Origin of the sequence: Pseudovibrio axinellae (genome assembly GCF_900110875.1) — a bacterium.
GTDB lineage: Bacteria > Pseudomonadota > Alphaproteobacteria > Rhizobiales > Stappiaceae > Pseudovibrio > Pseudovibrio axinellae.
The window spans coordinates 1-17880 of the sequence record NZ_FOFM01000012.1 but is presented as its reverse complement, the minus strand read 5'-3'; the positions used below and the strand labels follow the sequence as shown (position 1 = coordinate 17880).

Below are 17880 nucleotides of genomic sequence, written 5' to 3'. Positions count from 1 at the left end.
TCAAGATGAGATGGGGACCGCAGCATATGCCGCTGGCCCCCAACCCGACTGATTACAACAGCATGTCATCAGAGCCATAGTTTGCAGTAAGCTCCAAACCAGGTGCATCTGTCATGGCAAGCTCAGTAGGAGTCACCGGCTCGGTAAGAGCGTCGTAAACATCCTTAGCTCCCTCTGCCAGGTCAATCACGACATTTATCGTGGCCTGTACTGGGGTTGAAGTTGAAACCCCGACCGCTATATCGACAACAACATCAACAATAGTTTCTGTCACAGCTTCAAAAACATCCGCAATCTGCTTGCCCAATACAGGCTCGCCAAGTGCTGTCGCCACACCTTCAATAACCGTTGCAATTGCTTGCGTTGCAACGTCTGCGATTGCTTCAAATGGATTCCACCAGCCCATGTCTTTTTCCCTTTCAGACAAAAGTTAGATGTGTTCCACCGTTCCCGGAAAAGGCCCCAGGTGCGATGGTGTTAGATTGTCGTGTGAGACCGTTGGCAGGAGGTCCTTTAGCTGGCTTCACAAACAGTGCTGGCTACAAAGGTTCCAAACCCAAAACGGTTTCTATGTCAGGAAAGTCTCAGCGGACCCGAACGCGGCAAATGCCACACTCAGAGTGCAAGTCTACACTACGAATATATGTCATAGCCTAGCCTCCCTGTTTCGCCATGTACTCAATTGAGTATGCCCCATAGCGACAAACATCGAAAAGGATCACACCGTGATCCTCACTCCATTTCAGTTTCCTGAAACGCAACCAAACCCCCGATACATAACTTGCAGAATTTTCACCACTCGCCCGAAATACTCATTCGAGAAGGGATTTAAACCGCAGGTTACACCCCAATGTTGAGAGGGGGCCTGATCTGCCTTCGATATTTCGCCTTAATTGAGGCTGAAATGTGTCTTAAAATTTTATACTTTAAAATCGATAATCAATATTGATCTAATGTTTAGTATAAATACAACTACAGGTATTCATATTATATGTAACAAACCTATACTTAAATTTATATTTAGATGTTATTTCATAAAATTTTATAGATAAAATGTCCTTGTTTTTCAGTGCTTTAACATGGGTGACACGCAGAATATTAAACAAACAAATCTGTCAACCGAAAAAACATGAGGCCTACATTCATTTTATGGTGAAAAGTATACACTCAGTTGTCGTTAAGGAGATGTACCTAGAGCCATTGTGACCAGATCGTGGCAAAATTAAAATTCTAAAATGCCTCATAGGCCTACCAAAACAGACGAAATTGAGGTCAGGAGTGGGCTGGTGGGCGCTGCAACAAACGTTGGTCACATATAAAAGCCCCCGACACGCTTTCGCACACCGGGGGCACCTTGCTTTAGTCGCCTGGCCTGTTTCGAATGTTCTCCGGCAGCCATGTGGCGACCTCAGGAAACGCGATCAAAACGAACACCATGGCAACCATGATCAGGAACATCGGAAACGCTGCACGTGCGATGAAGCCCATCTGATAGTTGGTCATGCCTTGCAGCACGAACAGGTTAAACCCAATCGGCGGCGTAATCTGCGCCATCTCAACCACCACCACGATGAAGATACCAAACCAGATCAGGTCAATGCCGGCCTGACGGATCATTGGTTCCACCACGGCCATGGTCAGCACCACAGAGGATATCCCATCAAGGAACATGCCCAGGATCACATAGAACACCAGCAACACCATCAGCAGCTCAAAGCGGCTTAATTCCAGCATTGCGATCATGTCAGCCAGACCGCGTGGCAGGCCCGTAAAGCCCATGGAAAGCGACAGGAACGCAGCACCGGCAAGGATCAACGCAATCATGGAGGAGGTATAAGTCGCCCCCATGAGGCTGCTTGTGAAACTATTCCACGACAGCGAGCCTTGCGACGCGGCAAGGATCAGGCTTCCAATCACGCCAAAGGCGGCGGCTTCTGTCGCTGTGGCATAGCCGAGATACATGGAGCCAATCACGACAAGGATCAGCAGGATCACTGGCAGCAGGAAGCGGGTGTTTTTCACCTTCTCAGCAAAGCTCATCTCAGGCTCTGCCGCCGGTTCCCATGCAGAGGAAACTTTGGAGGTGACCGCTACATAGGCCATGAACATGCCAGCTAGCACGATGCCCGGAACAATGCCCGCAAAGAACAGCTTGGAGATACTCTCGTTGATGGTCACGCCATACACGATCAGCGTCAGGGACGGCGGGATCATGAGGCCAAGGGTTGCAGCCCCAGCGAGCGTGCCAATGATCATTTTTTCCGGATAATCACGCTTGCGCAGCTCGGGAATAGACATCTTGCCAACGGTGGTCAGCGTGGCAGCGGAAGAACCGGAGACCGCTGCAAAGACGGTACAGCCGACAATGTTGGTGTGAACCAGACCACCGGGCAGGCGGGCCATCCAAGGGGCGAGGCCGCGGAACATATCTTGCGACAATCGGGTTCGGTAGAGGATCTCACCCATCCAGATGAACAGCGGCAGCGCGGTCAATGTCCACGAAGAGGCGGAGGACCAGATGGTCGTCAACATCACATCGCCAACAGGGCGGGTGGTAAACAATTCCATGCCAACCCATGCCACACCCATGAGCGCCAGGCCGACCCAAACGCCGGTGCCAAGCAAGGTGAACATGACAAACAGGAACAAGATGATAATGCTTATATTTTCCATTGCTCTTATTCTCCGGCAACTGCTTCTTCAAGTTCAGGCGCAATACGGTGCTTGCCAGTGAAAATGAGTTGAAGGAGGTGGTCTGTAAGAGCAATCGCAAGGATCACGGCACCAACGAACATAAAGCCCTGCGGAATCCACAGCGGCGTCCGGTCCTGCCCCTGACTGATGTCGTTGAACTTCCACGACCAGTACACAAAGCGATAAGCGTAGTACACGAAGTACCACACCGTGGCGGAACCAATGGCAAAACACCAGATTTCCAAAATGCGCTGTGCGGTCTTGCCCAGCATTTGGTGCAGGATGGATACGCGAATATGGATCCCCTTGTTCAAGGCATTGGCAAATGCAAGGAAACTGGCGGCGGCCATGGCATAGCCTGCATATTCTGCGGCGCCCGGAAAGACCTCTCCCGTCCAACGTGCCAGCATCTGCACGACAATCAACCCGAGAATGGCAATCAGACAGAGCGCGGCGAGAACTCCGGCTGTCTTGTAGATCCCATCCAGCCCAAAGCGCAGTGCGCGTGTCAGCTTCATTGTTCTTCCCCTCAAAAGAAGAAAAGCCGGAGTTCCAAACGGATCTCCGGCTTTTGCGTGCTTATTTCATTGTTTTAAAGGCGCTGACAACAGTTTCGCCGTTCTCGCCAGCAGCTTCAAGCCATTCTGCAGTCATGGTTGCACCAATTTCCTGCAGGTCTGCTTGCATCTGCTCGCTTCCCTTCTCAACCTTCATGCCGCCCTCACGCAGGCCATCAAGAGTGAAGTTTGTGTAGTCGATAGAGCGTTGAAGGCCAGTTGCTTCTGCCGCCGCCGCACAGCCCTCAATGATGCCTTTGTTCTTGTCAGAAACACCTGCCCAGACATCAGAGTTCACGAGCATGTAGTTGCGCGGCAGCCATGCATCCACTGCGTAGAAGTAATTGAGGCTCTCCCACACTTTACGGTCATAACCAGTTGCGCCAGAGGAGATCATGGAGTCGGCAACACCGGTTGCAAACGCCTGTGAGATTTCCGCTGCTTCAATTGAAACTGGCAGCATGCCGGTCAGCTCTGCAAAGCGCGCAGTTGCAATGTTGTAGGACCGAAATTTAATGCCTTCCATCTCAGCAACAGAATTGACTGCATTTTTGAAGTACAGGCCCTGTGGCGGCCACGGCACAGAATACAGCAGCGTCAGGTTCTGCTGGCCAAGAACGTCCTCAAGCGCAGGCTTTGCAGCTGTCCAAAGCTTTCCCGCCTCATCAAATGATGTTGCAAGGAATGGAACAGAATCCACGCCAAACAGCGCGTTTTCGTTTTGGTGACCGGAAAGCAGGCGCTCACCAATTGGCACCTGACCAGTCTGAATTGCCCGCTTGATATCGCCGCCCTTGAACAGAGACCCGCCCGGATGGGTCGTGACGTCGATTTCGCCGCCGGTACCAGAGGTAATACAAGCTGCAAACTCTGCACCCGTCACAGAGTGGAAGTTGGACCCTGAGTACGCCATGGGCAGGTCCCACTTTTCAGCAAACGCGGCAGTTGCGCCCAACGCCATAGCTGAAACGCTAAGTGTAACCAGTAAATTAGATTTTTTCATATGTTCTCTCCTCCAAGAAAATTTGTGACGCCCTAAGTAAACCTGTGCGGGTCGTAAGGGCTTATATCGTTATTGGGGCGTTTGCCGCTGATCAGATCGGAGACCAGCCGCCCGGTTTTTGGACCGCCCGTCAGCCCGATATGGTGATGCCCAAACGCTGCATAAACACCGCTTTTGCGCACTTCACCGATGAGGGGGAGACTGTCCGATGGCGCAGGGCGGAAGCCCAACCATTCCTCTTCGCTTGACGCTTCCAGATTTGGGAAGTTCTCGCGAACCTTTTTGCGTAGTAGAGCCAGAGGTGCTTTGGAAGCCCCCGCTTCCAGCCCGCCAAACTCAACAACACCGGCACAGCGCAACCCTTGTGCCATTGGCGTTGCCACAAATTTTCCAGAAGCCACCATGATTGGCTGGCTCGGCTGTTCACTCGGGTTCTTGAATAAAATGTGGTAACCGCGCTCTGCTTCCAGCGGCACGTTGATGCCAAGCTTCTTCATCAAAGGTTTGGACCAGACACCACATGCCAGAACCGCCCGATCGCACTCAAAACGTCCTTTGTCGGTCATAACAGCTGAAATCGAGCCGCCCGACAAATCGAAATCCTTCACCTCGGCCTGCACCAACAGGCCGCCCATATCCTCAAAAACCTGCACCAGATCCTGTACATAGGCACCTGGGTCCAGAATAAACCCATGGTCCCGCATCAATGCCAGCAGTTTGATATTTTTGGAAAGGATCGGTTCCAACTCCTGAACGGCATCGCCTTCAATAAGTTCGGGCACAAACCCGGCATTGCGGCGCAGCTCCCAGGTGTATGCGTCTGCTTCAAAGGCGGCTCTGTCGTTGTAGGCAAAGCTGTAGGTGCTTTCCTGAAGCCACTTTGCAGCGTTGGTCCCTTCCACCAACGCACGGTGCAGCTCCACGCTATCACCCACAATCGGCGCCAGCCCCTGCGCGATACGGCGGGTTTCTTTGTCCGTTGCATGTGAGAGATACCGCATCAGCCAACCCGCCAACTTTGGCAGATAACTCCAGCGCAGAAACAAAGGGAAGTTCGGGTCGAGCAGAAACTTAGGGCCTTTCATGATCAGGCCCGGCGCCGTGACTGGGGTCACTGAGCAACTGGCCAAAACACCCGCGTTGCCAAAAGATGCGCCCATCCCAGGTTCACCTTTGTCGATGAGGGTCACATCATGCCCCTCACGCTTCAGCCATAAAGCTGTTGATACACCAACGATCCCAGCGCCAATGACAACGACATTATTTTTCTTCATGCGCCCCCCATCACCGCAGTTCGAGAAAATACGCCGCGCTCAATGCTCTCCCGACGCCGGCAATCGCACAAATTTGCCAAATGCAGGATAAACACATCGCCGCTTTGTGATTTAAACAACGTTCCCATCAGGTCTTTTACTGAGAAAAACTTTGCCTGATAGAATCTGACAGCACAAGTAAGCTTCTGTATTATAGCCATCTTAGTCCTACCCCATCCAACGGCATACAGGTGCATTGCTCTCTTCTAAAGGCTGGCTCACGTTGAGGGGCCAGTTCCTTGCTTCCTTGGCAATGGCTTTAGGGTGGCGAGCCAAACACACAAGTACTGACTGATCGCTTTTGGGGGTGCGGAGAGATCCTGACGGCCGCTTCAAGTGGGTGACGGGCATCATGCAAACTCACGAGCGTTGAAAAGTCACAAGATCGAGCTACGAAATCTGCGTCACCATTCTTTACACAATGACATTCGAAAACTGACCGGTTTACCCGTCTATTCCATTTACACGCTCGTGAACTGGTTCCAATCAGGTCTTGTTCCGCGTAAGTTCGCCCTGGAACTGGATGATCCGCGTTTGAATTTAGCGAACTACGGAAGTTGATCGATGTCGAAGCTTAGTCACATTAAAGAGATAAACACAAACGGCCTGATTTTGCTTGGCTGCGGAAAAATGGGCTCTGCCATGTTGCAGGGCTGGCTTGAAGCAGGTGTGCTGCCATCCAGTACCACAGTCATTGATCCTTATCCCTCTGATTGGCTCAAATCCTTAGTCGATCACGGTCTAAAGCTAAATCAAGACCTTCCATCACGCCCAGCTGTTTGCATTTTGGCGGTGAAGCCGCAAATGTTGGGCGATGCAACCCCGCAGGTTGTCGCGATCGGTGGTGGGGGCACGGTGTTTATCTCCGTTGCCGCTGGCACAAACCTTCATACGCTTCACTCTCTTGTTGGCGAGGGCAGCCCGATTGTTCGCGCAATGCCAAACACACCAGCGGCCATTGGCCGTGGTATTACAGCGCTTATCGGTAACGCCCATTGTTCGCAGGATAATGTGGCGATGGCGCAGGAATTGCTCAGCGCAGTGGGCCAGTGCGTGGTACTGGAGAAAGAAAGCCAGATGGATGCAGTAACCGCTGTTTCCGGGTCTGGACCTGCTTATGTATTCCACTTGATCGAAACGCTTGCTCAAGCAGGGATCGAACAAGGTTTGCCGGAGGAACTGGCAATGCAATTGGCCAAGGCCACCGTTGGCGGCGCAGGACAACTGGCGGAAGATGCCAGCGACAGCCCGTCCCAACTGCGCGTCAACGTAACATCCCCCAATGGCACCACAGCAGCAGCGCTGGATGTGCTTATGAACGAGAAGGATGGCATGCCAGCGCTTCTTTCACGTGCCGTAGCAGCAGCACGTAAACGCAGCCAAGAGCTAGGCTAACAAACATTCACAGCGCAAGTAAAACCCTGCTTTCAACGCGAAGGCAGGGTTTGTTTTTAGCCAGCTTATTCCCCACGTCATTTCCTACTTGACGTGACGACGATTATATATAACCATCTGGTTATGCAACAGGTCAATCACGTTCCCCATCAAGCCAATCTGGACGCCGTATTTGCAGCGCTGGCAGACCCAACCCGCCGCGCGATTTTAACCCGTTTGGCGGACGGCGAAGCCTCAGTGGGTGAGCTTGCTGAGCCATTTCGGCTAAGCCAGCCAGCTGTCTCCAAACACCTTAAAGTTCTGGAACGGGCAGGGTTGATTGAACGCGCCGTAGACCGGCAGCGTCGCCCGGCGCGGCTTAAGGCCGGCCCCATGCGCGATGCAGTGCACTGGCTGGAAGAGTTTTCCCAGTTTTGGTCAACCAGCTTCGATCAGCTGGATGATCTACTGGAGGAATTGAAGAGATCTGAGAGTTGAGGAGGGAATAGGAATGAAGGAACTACCAAGCTATGTACTGGAGAGGACTTTCAACGCACCACGTGAGCTTGTGTGGCGCACTTGGACCGAGGCAGACTTGGTCTCGCGCTGGTACGGCCCCAATGTGGAAAGCATCGTCCATAAGCTAGATGTCAAGCAGGGCGGCCTTTGGCTGCACGAAATGAAGTGGGAGGGGAATTCCAACTTCCAGCGCGTAGAATATACAGAAGTCACCAAGCCTGAGAAACTGGTCTGGCTGCACGCCACCTCAGACGCAGACTGGAACGTAATTTCCAGTCCTATGATGGTGGACTGGCCCCGCGTTTTGCTAACCACCGTTATATTTGAGCAAGATGGTGACGCAACCAAGATGCGGTTAACCTGGGTGCCCCATAACGCGACAGAAGCGGAAATTGCTTGTTTTGAAGCTGCGATCGGCGGCATGAGCCAGGGCTGGAACGCTGGTATGGCCTTGCTGGACGAATTGCTGGCAGAGCTTCAACCTGCATAACCACATGCTCTTTTATGGAAATGTTCTGTGCCCCGACCTCACACAGAGTCGGGGCTCAACACTACCAAAGGCAGAACACCTTCAGGACAACGGTGCAGGTGTGCCCCGATGCACTTATACAAACTGGATTAGCCGAAGATTTTGCCAAGGTTCATGGCAACCATCTTATCGCCACCAATCTTGATCTTCCCCATCATCACAGCCGTCATCGGGTTGACGGAACCATCCACGAGGCCCTTGAAGGTTTTGGCAGAACAGCTGATTGTGCAATCAGCTTCAGCTTCTTCTGCACGAGCGCCCTGGTCATCGATGATGATGAAGCCTTCATCCTTGATGTTAAGTGCGATTGATTTTGACATATCGACGCCATCAATCTTTCCGTTGATACCGGTTACGATCTTCTGGATGAATTCGGACATACGTTCCTCTGGCTGTTTTCGTGTTTGGGCAAGGTATAGAACCCTGCAAAACGTCGGAGCTACTTATCGTTTATCTGGGCCAACAACAAGCCGCTCATACGTCTAGTAAAGGTAAAGGGCTAGACCAATTCGTCATAGTGCCAAGCAATATGGTCTGGCAGGAAGGTTGCAACGAAGTAGTACAGGTGATCGTATCCACCCTGCATGCGCAGGGTGAGGTCTACACCCTCCTCGCGACAAGCCTTTTCAAAGGCCCACGGTTTAAGCTGTACTTCAAGCACGCTGTCGGCTGTGCCTTGATCAATCAGAATACGACCTTTCCAGCCGCGCGCTTTCACCAACTCACACGCATCATAGCTCGCCCATGTAGAACGGTCTGACCCCAGATAACCAGAGAATGCTTTTTCACCCCATGGGCAATTCATTGGGTTTACGATTGGTGCAAACGCAGAAACGCTTTTGAACAGGCCTGGATTCTTCATCGCAAGGGTGAGTGCCCCGTGACCACCCATGGAATGCCCCGTCACGCCCAGTGCAGAAAGATCAACCGGGAAGTGTTCCTCCAAAATCTCAGGGAGTTCCTGCGTGATGTACTCTTCCATGCGGTAGTGTTTCGCCCATGGCTCTTGCGTTGCGTTGAGGTAAAACCCAGCGCTTTTGCCCATGTCCCACGCCTCATCATCCGCCACATCTTCGCCGCGCGGGGAGGTATCTGGAGACACGATGATCATGCCCAATTCTGCAGCTGTGCGCTGGGACCCACCTTTGGAAACCATGTTTTCCCATGTGCAGGTAAGGCCGGACAGGTACATCAATGTCGGGCACTCTTCGCCATTCAAAGCACGGCGCGGCAAGAACACGGCAAATTCCATCGGCGTACCGGTGGCTTTACTGTCATGTTTGTAAACCCGTTGCTCGCCATCAAAACAACGCCAGCTGGATACCAGTTCAATCATCTTAGGATCTCGCAGAAATTCGGGCCTGAATGGAAACCGTTCCCCTCAGACCCGCTTTGAATTTTAGTGGTTAAGGCCGCTTAAAAAGTTATTACAGAGCGGATGGATTTGCCTTCGTGCATCAGGTCAAACGCTGTGTTGATCTCGTCCAGCGGCATGGTGTGCGTAATCATGTGATCGATGTCGATCTTACCATCCATGTACCAATCTACAATCTTTGGAACATCTGTGCGACCACGTGCGCCGCCAAAGGCAGTACCTCTCCAGGAACGCCCCGTTACCAGCTGGAAGGGACGGGTGGAGATTTCCTGACCGGCGCCTGCAACACCAATAATGATGCTTTCGCCCCAACCTTTGTGACAGCACTCAAGTGCCTGCCGCATGGTGGTCGGGTGACCGATACACTCAAAGGTGTAATCCGCACCGCCCCCTGTCAGGTCAACAAGGTAAGGAACCAGATCGCCGTCAACTTCCTTCGGGTTGACGAAATCGGTCATGCCATACTGTTCGGCCAGCGCTCTTTTATTTGGGTTGATATCCACGCCAACAATCTGGTCAGCCCCGATCAAACGAAGGCCCTGCACAACGTTAAGGCCAATGCCGCCAAGGCCAAATACAACAGCCTTACAGCCCGGTTCAGCCTTTGCGGTATTGATCACAGCGCCAACGCCAGTGGTCACGCCACAACCGATGTAGCAAACCTTATCAAACGGTGCATCCTTGCGGATCTTCGCCAAGGAGATCTCTGGCAGAACCGTGAAGTTTGAGAAGGTGCTGGTGCCCATGTAGTGGTGGATTTTCTCGCCATTGATGGAGAAGCGGCTGGAGCCGTCCGGCATCACACCAGCGCCCTGCGTCGTGCGGATAGACTGACACAGGTTTGTTTTCGGGTTCAAACAGTACTCACACTCGCGGCACTCAGGGGTGTAAAGCGGGATCACATGATCTCCCGGCTTCAAAGAGGTAACGCCCTTGCCAACCTCACGCACAATGCCTGCGCCTTCATGGCCAAGGATAGCGGGGAACAAGCCTTCTGGGTCATCACCGGACAGGGTGAACGCATCGGTGTGACACACACCTGTTGCCATGATTTCAACCAGCACCTCAAAAGGTTTAGGGCCTTCCAGTTGCACTGTCTCGATGGAAAGAGGGGCTCCGGCTTTATAAGCAACAGCGGCGCGTGTATCCATATTTTGAACCTATACGTCTTGTTATCGCCCCGCCGGATGTGGCGGGTGCTCCCCAAAATGAATTAGGTGGCGCACACCGCATGAGTGTCACCACAAAATTTGCATCATCAACTTATAACGCGCAGCGCAAGCAAATGCATCAGCGTATTTGGAGTTATGCGTAGAGGGTGATGATTGAATCCCAATCTCTACACTAGGTATTTGAGTGCCAGAATAATCCCGCCAAGCAAGACGAGCGTTTCGCCCACAATGACAAACAGATGTTGATGCCCGAGGCTCACAAGCGTCTTAAGTGTCGTCATAACGCCCAAAGCAGAAATAGCGATCACGAGGCACCAGCTTGAGGCATCAACGAGGATTGCGTGCGGTGTCTCGGGGATCCAGCCAAGAGAGTTCACAACCACTAAGGCGGCAAAGCCGAACGCGAAATAAGGGACTGGTGCTTTCACCTCCATTGCCGAGGCAGACGGCTCATCCTTATTACGTAGCCATCTGGTTGACCAGAACGAGATAATGAAGATAACGGGCAGAAGCATCATCACCCGCATGAGCTTGACCACAGTCGCGATCTCACCTGCATCATCAGAGACTGCAAAACCTGCTCCGATCACCTGGGCAACATCATGAATGGTCGCGCCGAAGAATATACCAAGGTGAACATCATCAAGACCAAACATTTGGCCGATGCTTGGGTAAAGGATCATCGCCAATGTAGAAAGCGCTGTTACAGCGATGACCGTGAACAACGTGTTTTGCTCATTTTCCTTTGAGTTTGGCAAAACAGAGGAAATTGCCAGCGCAGCAGACGCTCCGCAAATTCCAACAGCACCGCCTGTTAGGAGGCCGAAGCTCGACGAACGCCCCAACAGCCGGGCAACCACTAACCCAACAAGCAGCATGCCCAGAACAGAGAGGATAACCAGAGCCAGCGTTTGCCAGCCAAGCTCCAGTATCTGGGAAAAAGAAACGCGTAAGCCGAGCAAAATAACGCCCAAACGCAACACCTTCTTTGCAGCAAAACTCAGCCCGGCCTGACAGCTCCCATCCTCATAAATGGAATGCACCGCCATGCCGATAAGCAAGGCATAAAGCATAACGGGGCCGCCCTGGTGCTCGGAGATGTAGCGTGCAGCAACAGCAATCACCGTTGCAATGATGAGGCCAGGTACGATCTCTCGCCCATTGTTTAACCATTTAGGAACAAGGGCACCTGGACCTTCTGGTTGATCTGGCATGCTCGACTGTGGTTGCATTGAACCTCACTTTTACAGGTGCACCTGATTGGCACAACCCGATGGAATGAGAGTGCCTGAAACCGCAGGGAATAGAGGGGACTTGCGCCTTTACCCCGCACACATCAAAAATCACCACGCCATAAAAGCAGACAAGGCGTGGTGCATTGCTTTTCTAAGCCTCGTTGGGCTCTGTTTGCGCAACCTGACTGGAGCTGAGGCTGAGCGCCAGCCCCAAAACGGTGATCAACCCCGCGAGCACAAGAACGAGCCAACCGGTGTATTCAACAGAGGTTACAAGCCCCACCAACAACCCAGAGATCGGCAATGTGATGTTGTTAAACAAGATGATCACGCCAACGGTTTTGCCATAATCTTGCGCAGGAATGATCTTTTGCCGGGCACTGCGGATATAGACATTGAACATGCTGTCGAACCCAAGAACCAAGCTGTATCCCAGCAGATAGACCCAATAGCTTGTTGTAAAGCCTGTAATCACGGCCCCAATGACCAAGCCAGTATAGGAGATAAGCCCGATCTGCGTGAGTTTTAAACGGCTCATTCCTGTAACCAACAACACCCCAAAAGTTGCCACGGCACCAACGGATTGCAACAGGGCGTAGAACTCTTCTGACTGCTCATAAAGGCCTGTCACCATACTTGCAGAAGTGGCAAGTGTTACGCCAAAAACCAGATTGACCATAGCTGTCAAAGCGACAATGCGTTTTAAACCGGGCAGGAAAAACAGATGATTAAGCGCAGTGCGGAAGGGCTGCGTCCAATGGCCTTCCAGCGGTTTAGATTCTTTCAGCGTCACATCGCTGACACGTCGCCAGATGGAAATGAACACATCTGCGCTAACAAACAGCGCCGCTGACATGACGACCACAACTTCCCAGCCAAATAGGTTGAAGAGCGCTGCAGCAATAACGGGTCCCAGCACGATACAAACCTGATCTACACTTTGTGCGTAAGACTGTACTTTGGTGAAGGCCACATTTTTAAAAATCTGTGGCAGCATCACTTCGCGGGCCATAAACCCTTGCGTGGTCAAAAGCCCGCTGACGGCTGCAATACCGACAATCCAGCCCACATGAGGCATAAAGTACTGACCCAACAAGCCCGTCGCACAAACCAGCGACCGCCCAGCTTGAGAAATCCGAACAAGGGTGACGGGCGAGAACCGATCTGCAAGAATTCCACAAACAGGAAAGAACAAAACACGCGGAAGGGTTTCAGCTGCAAATGCAAGCCCTGAGAGCGCCACGCTTCCGGTGGTTTTAAAGACAACAAGTGGGACAACGAAAAGCAACAGTTGATCCCCAAGGCGGGAACCGAACATTGAGCCAAAGAACAAAAGAACGGAGCTTTTCACTCTGTATTCCAGTCATTTCAGAATGGGACAATAAATTAGTTGGCACCTTACAGACATGTTCCACTCAAAGGTCAGGACATGATGCAAAAAAAATACCTGAAGAATGGGCTGATTAGCTGTAGTGCCGCGCTAATGGTTGGGGGTGACTTTGTCTTCAAGGTCTTTAATAAAGCGAGAGAGAGCCTCCTGATTTAAGCGAAAAAACACCCAGTTTTTAATGCGGGTGGGCGTGACCAGCCCGGCATCTGCCAATACCTTCATATGGTTTGTTGCAGTAGGCTGCGACGTACCCAGTTTGCGGGCGATCGCACCCAGGCAAACGCCGTCCTCAACCAGATCACCATTCTTTTGAGCAGCAAAGTGTGCTTCAGGGTTCTGGAGCCACTCCACAATGGTAAGCCGGTTTTCATTGGCAAGCGTTTTAAGGGTGTTCATCAAATTCATTAGATATCTATATAGGATTTCATCTATATAGTATGTGACTTATATATCTTATCCACCATACGCTTATGACTGACTAAAGCTTCGCAATCCAAACGTGTAGAACCAGTTTCACGTAACCTTAGGGGCAGCTTTCACCGGGGTGAAACGTTAAGATTGGCTTTTTAAAAAAGAAAAGCAGACCAGTAAAACTGACCTGCTCCTCGACCTTTTATAACGACTTAACGATTACTCCCGCTGCATATTACTCACGCCAGTACTCTTCTTTATTCATGCTATCTGCACATTGAACTTTACCTGTGATGGTGCCAAGGACACCAGAATTTAACTCCTGAACCATCCAGGCATTTGCATTTTTTTCTGGTATAGGGAAAGGCGCATCCAAACCCTGCTTACCTGACGGATTGAAGCCAAAGCGAGGGTAGTATTCTGGATGTCCTAAGACAAAGACAAGGTCCACTCCAGATGCTTTTAGCAATCGCAGGCCTTCCTTGACCAGCGCACCACCAACTCCACGGCCCTGCATATCTGGCAGGATGGCGAGAGGGGCAAGAATTGACGCTGTTATTTTATGTTCCGCACCTATCAATTCCACTGCTGTAAACATGATATGGCCTATGCATTTGCCATCAATTGTAGCCAAGAGCGATAGGCTTGGAGCGGCGCTAGCATCATGTAATAAGTCGGAGACAAGTGTGGCCACTTTGTTGCTTCCAAAAGCCTGATATTCAATATCTAATACTGAATCAAGATCACTGCTTGTTGATTGGCGAATGACCATCATTTCATCAATTTTCATTGTCGTCACTCCTATATATCGATTGCTGAACTGAGAGCGCACACCAAGTCGCCCTGCGCGAGATAGTCGCTGGGATTTCCCTTGATGGACTTTATAAGTTTTCTATTTTTTGGCTTACAAACGGCTTGTGGGTATGAGCCTATAAGCGCAAAGCCTTCCCGTGTCGGATAAGTAACTTCAGCAACACGGCCAGTGCTTGCTTGCTCAAAGCACACGTATCCACGTTGAGCAGATACGTGCACAACACGTTGTTCAATTCTTGAGATATTCATTAGGTTTGGACTCGTAACTATACCACGGCAACTTCAGGCTGAAGCACACGAAAACGTGCGCTACCAGACACCTGGTTGCGTCGAATGCTTCACACAAAAGTGAAACGGTACTAGTTAATTACAATCTCTAACATAAAAGCCCATTCAGATGATGGAGCGGACGTCCATCAATTCACAGAGCGTCCTACTAAAGAATCCATATTGCCACGTCAATATGGTTTAAACCCGCATTCAATAAAGTGCGCTTGGTTTCTGTCATTAGTTTATTGGCGTTATCGACACCGCAATTCCCTTTCAATAGAAACTGCACCTAATGATCAGCAATGGTTTACTGGGCTGATCAGTTTCAAAGGGATGCCCTCACGATAATAGTAAAACCAACTTGATACCGTAGATGTGAGAGCATGGCTTTAGCGCCCATTAAGTATACGCGTTATCATTTTCCACCAACATGTCACGATGCTGCGTCAATCACCATTTTAGCGGCTTTCTTTGCATCTGCAGCAGGCTCGGGAATGTTGCCAATTTGAGCTGTCACAATTGCTCCTTCAATAAGCATCAGAACCTGCCGTGTCACGCTATCAGCGTTCTTCAAACCCGCTTGTTCAACCAGCTCGAAAAGGTGCCGATATATTAGCTGTCGGTGCTTTGCTGCCCGCTGATGAATTGGATGATGCGCTTCAGGGAACTCAAAGCTGGCTTTCAGGAACATGCAACTTTTAAAGCTCTTTTCGTTAAACCACTCTGCAAGAACATCAAAAACTGCAAGCAGCTTATCTTTTGGCTCACTCGCCAGTTCATCCATATGATCGATGAAACTTTCAAAGAACCGCTTTTGTCGTAATTCCAGTACTGCAAGGATCAGTTCATCCTTGCTATTGAAGTGCTTGTACATGGACGTCTTAGAAATACCTGTCTCAGCAACAAGCATATCCATTCCGGTGCCACGGAAACCATTCCGATAAAAAATCTCGTATGCATTTTCCAAAATTTCATCGCGTTTATTTAAGCGCATAACATCTCCAAATTTTCAGATCAGCACAGCCACAATATTTTCTTTAGATTCTCAGATTATGTCTTTGGTAATAAAAACAAGCACCTAAACAAGTTTCTATCGGTTTGAGACCTTCGCTCCCGAATTAGTGATTTGACTAGATGAACAGATCAGTACACCATACCAGCGAATATCACGAGTGACCAGAAGGCACAGGGATAAAATCATGCAGATTTTGTTCCCTAGTGCTCAATCACTACGCATCGCCAGGGAGCGGCATGCGTAAGACGATAGGTCGCACAACTCGTTTCATTAAGAAGGTTGCAAGGCAAAAGACCGCGGACTTTTAGAAATATAAATTACCTAGGCTCAGGCACGCGACAGAGCGTACTCGTAATTGGTTGGGAACCGCCTCGTCAATTTTGGCAGGTCGAGACGCACGTCAGGGTGAAATACCTGGATATTTATTGAGAGGATTTTTGAATGGCGCTTGCATATGCCAAAATTGCTTTCACAGATGCCGTCCGTCGTGAGCAAGAAGAGCGTGGTTCTGCTCACATCTATGAATGGATGTTGGATGAAGACACTGGTCCGGAAAATGTGCTCAGTGCAAAAGAGGCAAGTTTCATTGAAACGATGAATGGCTTTTATCAAGCAACCGTCAACGAGCACGGGTGGCCCTACGTTCAGTTTCGCGGCGGCCCTGTGGGGTTTCTCAAGGTGCTGGATAAGACTCGCATTGGGTATGCAGACCTTCGCGGCAATCGCCAGTACTTGAGCCTCGGAAATCTTGCGGGAAACGATCGTATCTCAATCATTTTGATGGACTACGCACAACGTCGACGCCTGAAACTCCTTGGCCGCGTGGAGATCGTAAGCATTCAAGAAGATCCGGAACTGGTTAAGAAACTGAGCATAGCGAAGTATAAAGCTATTCCTGAGCGAGCTGTGATAATCAACATCGAAGCACTGGATTGGAACTGCTCCGCTCACATCCCTGTTCGTTTATCGCTCGAAGAGCTGGAACCACAACTTTACAAAATGAGAGAGGAACTGGTGGGGTTACGAGCAGAAAATGCCGAACTCAAAGCTTTAGTTAGCCAGTCCCTTTAAACGCTGGCCCCATCCAGTATGGCCTCATCGGCCACGCATAACGCCTTGAAATGCAGTGATCTCATTACGCGTGTAAGGACTGGAGCCGGAGCCCCAGTCCTGTTGTTCTTAGGCGACATACTCCCACAGACTGCGCGTATTAATAGGCATAAAGCCAACGCGCTGACAGTTGCGCTGGCTGGTTGTGTTGGGCAGGACATCGCTCATAGTACATTGAATTCCCCTGCTGTGTGCGTGTTCAATGCGTGCTTCCAGCAAAGCCCTTTGGCAACCACGCCCGCGATATGAGTCCAGCGTGACAGCATTTGCCAGAACGCCCAGTGCCCCTTCAACGAACAAGGTTGCGCAGGCGCAAGGCTCACCATCGACATAGGCAACAAAACACACAAACTGCTGCGTACAATAGAGGTGTTTGCGCTTCAGCCAGAGTTCCTCATCACATGTCAGGCCCACCAGTTTCTTTAGCAGGTCAAGAAAGGTATCAACGCGCGCGTGAGGCACTATCTCAACCCGCACATCAGACGGGAAATCTGTTTTTGGTGAAGGGCAAAAAGGATCCTGATGGGTGTTATTCATGGCCAAAAACACCAGTGATGTTGTCGGGAAGTACCCATGCTGGTTCAAGGTCTTTGCTGTCTTTGTTGTGAGCGCCTCCGGTTCAAGATCAATACGCGGACGAAGGCCTAACGAGGAGAACTTTTGCAATGCAGCAGGCACTGCATCAATATTGCTCTCACAAACCCCAAGTAAGCGATTGTCATAAGAACGGGCCTCATCAATCAACAAGGTCAGACCGCCTATATGATCAAGGTAAAAGCGACTTTCAGATGAACTTGATAAAGTTCTTTGGGCATTGAACCTGGAATAAGAGATTTCGAGGTTTTTAAGAGTGTCGTTCATTGACAAAACAGTCATTGAATTCTCCAGATGCACGAGAGGGAAGACCTCAATGAGGTGCTCGCCCGCGTTTACAGAGCAATGAGAACCGCGCTTAGCGCCGCTTCTTGTTGCCGTTCAAATTTCGGTTGGTGGATGAAGCTGCGTGGCCTTGTTGCAGAAATCGAATTCAGAATGCAGGTTGCTCTTACCCGTTCAATTCAGGTCGCGAGTACGCGCTCGAACGCCGGGCGTCCAAGTGC

20 protein-coding genes are annotated in these 17880 nt (G+C 50.7%); 5 read left to right on the top strand and 15 right to left on the bottom strand.

Translation table 11 applies throughout. From position 1 onward, the window contains the following. Positions 1 to 52: 52 nt before the first annotated feature. The 5 genes from BMZ51_RS19315 to BMZ51_RS19295 form a co-directional block, all read right to left on the bottom strand. Complete coding sequence (locus tag BMZ51_RS19315) at positions 53 to 406, bottom strand: hypothetical protein (protein WP_068009115.1); 354 nt, start codon at positions 404 to 406, stop codon at positions 53 to 55. 953 nt (positions 407 to 1359) lie between these two features. Then, a complete protein-coding gene (locus BMZ51_RS19310; RefSeq protein WP_068009111.1) occupies positions 1360 to 2673 on the bottom strand; it encodes a TRAP transporter large permease in 1314 nt (437 codons plus the stop codon). A 5-nt stretch (positions 2674 to 2678) separates the two neighbouring features. Then, positions 2679 to 3212: a TRAP transporter small permease gene (locus BMZ51_RS19305; RefSeq protein ID WP_068009108.1), complete on the bottom strand. Its 534-nt coding sequence runs from the start codon at positions 3210 to 3212 to the stop codon at positions 2679 to 2681. A gap of 61 nt (positions 3213 to 3273) precedes the next feature. After that, positions 3274 to 4254, bottom strand: coding sequence for a TRAP transporter substrate-binding protein (locus BMZ51_RS19300; RefSeq protein ID WP_068009105.1), 981 nt, complete (start codon positions 4252 to 4254; stop codon positions 3274 to 3276). Between the two features lie 32 nt (positions 4255 to 4286). Next, positions 4287 to 5528 carry an NAD(P)/FAD-dependent oxidoreductase gene (locus BMZ51_RS19295; RefSeq protein ID WP_068009102.1) on the bottom strand — a complete coding sequence of 414 codons (1242 nt, stop codon included), beginning with the start codon at positions 5526 to 5528 and terminating at the stop codon, positions 4287 to 4289. Positions 5529 to 6131: 603 nt separating this feature from the next. Here BMZ51_RS19295 and proC point away from each other — a divergent pair. From proC to BMZ51_RS19275, 3 genes are all read left to right on the top strand, one after another. Further along, positions 6132 to 6962 carry a pyrroline-5-carboxylate reductase gene (gene proC / locus BMZ51_RS19285; protein ID WP_068009097.1) on the top strand — a complete coding sequence of 277 codons (831 nt, stop codon included), beginning with the start codon at positions 6132 to 6134 and terminating at the stop codon, positions 6960 to 6962. Between the two features lie 123 nt (positions 6963 to 7085). After that, positions 7086 to 7439 carry an ArsR/SmtB family transcription factor gene (locus BMZ51_RS19280; RefSeq protein WP_068009094.1) on the top strand — a complete coding sequence of 118 codons (354 nt, stop codon included), beginning with the start codon at positions 7086 to 7088 and terminating at the stop codon, positions 7437 to 7439. Between the two features lie 13 nt (positions 7440 to 7452). After that, the gene (locus tag BMZ51_RS19275; protein ID WP_068009092.1) at positions 7453 to 7950 is read left to right on the top strand and encodes an SRPBCC family protein; all 498 of its coding nucleotides are present in this window, start codon (positions 7453 to 7455) and stop codon (positions 7948 to 7950) included. A gap of 128 nt (positions 7951 to 8078) precedes the next feature. On the opposite strand, the gene BMZ51_RS19270 is transcribed toward BMZ51_RS19275, so the two are convergent. The 9 genes from BMZ51_RS19270 to BMZ51_RS19230 form a co-directional block, all read right to left on the bottom strand. Further along, positions 8079 to 8369 (bottom strand): SCP2 sterol-binding domain-containing protein, encoded by a 291-nt coding sequence (locus BMZ51_RS19270; RefSeq protein WP_068009090.1) that lies wholly within the window; start codon positions 8367 to 8369, stop codon positions 8079 to 8081. Between the two features lie 119 nt (positions 8370 to 8488). Next, on the bottom strand, positions 8489 to 9325 hold the full coding sequence (gene fghA / locus BMZ51_RS19265) for an S-formylglutathione hydrolase (protein WP_068009087.1): 837 nt from the start codon (positions 9323 to 9325) through the stop codon (positions 8489 to 8491). A gap of 80 nt (positions 9326 to 9405) precedes the next feature. Beyond that, the gene (locus BMZ51_RS19260) at positions 9406 to 10515 is read right to left on the bottom strand and encodes an S-(hydroxymethyl)glutathione dehydrogenase/class III alcohol dehydrogenase (RefSeq protein ID WP_068009085.1); all 1110 of its coding nucleotides are present in this window, start codon (positions 10513 to 10515) and stop codon (positions 9406 to 9408) included. Positions 10516 to 10703: 188 nt separating this feature from the next. Then, positions 10704 to 11768, bottom strand: a complete 1065-nt coding sequence (locus tag BMZ51_RS19255) for a YeiH family protein (RefSeq protein ID WP_082825687.1) — start codon at positions 11766 to 11768, stop codon at positions 10704 to 10706. Positions 11769 to 11922: 154 nt separating this feature from the next. Next, positions 11923 to 13122, bottom strand: coding sequence for an MFS transporter (locus BMZ51_RS19250; protein WP_074882249.1), 1200 nt, complete (start codon positions 13120 to 13122; stop codon positions 11923 to 11925). Between the two features lie 129 nt (positions 13123 to 13251). Then, a complete protein-coding gene (locus tag BMZ51_RS19245) occupies positions 13252 to 13566 on the bottom strand; it encodes an ArsR/SmtB family transcription factor (protein ID WP_068009075.1) in 315 nt (104 codons plus the stop codon). A 241-nt stretch (positions 13567 to 13807) separates the two neighbouring features. After that, positions 13808 to 14362, bottom strand: coding sequence for a GNAT family N-acetyltransferase (locus BMZ51_RS19240; protein WP_203416218.1), 555 nt, complete (start codon positions 14360 to 14362; stop codon positions 13808 to 13810). A gap of 11 nt (positions 14363 to 14373) precedes the next feature. Beyond that, a complete protein-coding gene (locus BMZ51_RS24785; protein ID WP_068009073.1) occupies positions 14374 to 14634 on the bottom strand; it encodes a YjhX family toxin in 261 nt (86 codons plus the stop codon). A 454-nt stretch (positions 14635 to 15088) separates the two neighbouring features. Next, positions 15089 to 15649, bottom strand: a complete 561-nt coding sequence (locus BMZ51_RS19230) for a TetR/AcrR family transcriptional regulator (protein WP_068009071.1) — start codon at positions 15647 to 15649, stop codon at positions 15089 to 15091. A 462-nt stretch (positions 15650 to 16111) separates the two neighbouring features. Between BMZ51_RS19230 and BMZ51_RS19225 the strand changes: the two genes are divergently transcribed. Beyond that, on the top strand, positions 16112 to 16741 hold the full coding sequence (locus tag BMZ51_RS19225; protein ID WP_068009069.1) for a pyridoxamine 5'-phosphate oxidase family protein: 630 nt from the start codon (positions 16112 to 16114) through the stop codon (positions 16739 to 16741). 108 nt (positions 16742 to 16849) lie between these two features. Here the strand turns inward: BMZ51_RS19225 and BMZ51_RS19220 are convergent, their stop codons facing one another. After that, on the bottom strand, positions 16850 to 17656 hold the full coding sequence (locus tag BMZ51_RS19220) for a GNAT family N-acetyltransferase (RefSeq protein WP_068009066.1): 807 nt from the start codon (positions 17654 to 17656) through the stop codon (positions 16850 to 16852). A gap of 12 nt (positions 17657 to 17668) precedes the next feature. Here BMZ51_RS19220 and BMZ51_RS24365 point away from each other — a divergent pair. Beyond that, positions 17669 to 17880 (top strand): hypothetical protein (locus BMZ51_RS24365; protein WP_208979582.1); only part of this gene is annotated, 212 nt, incomplete at its 3' end.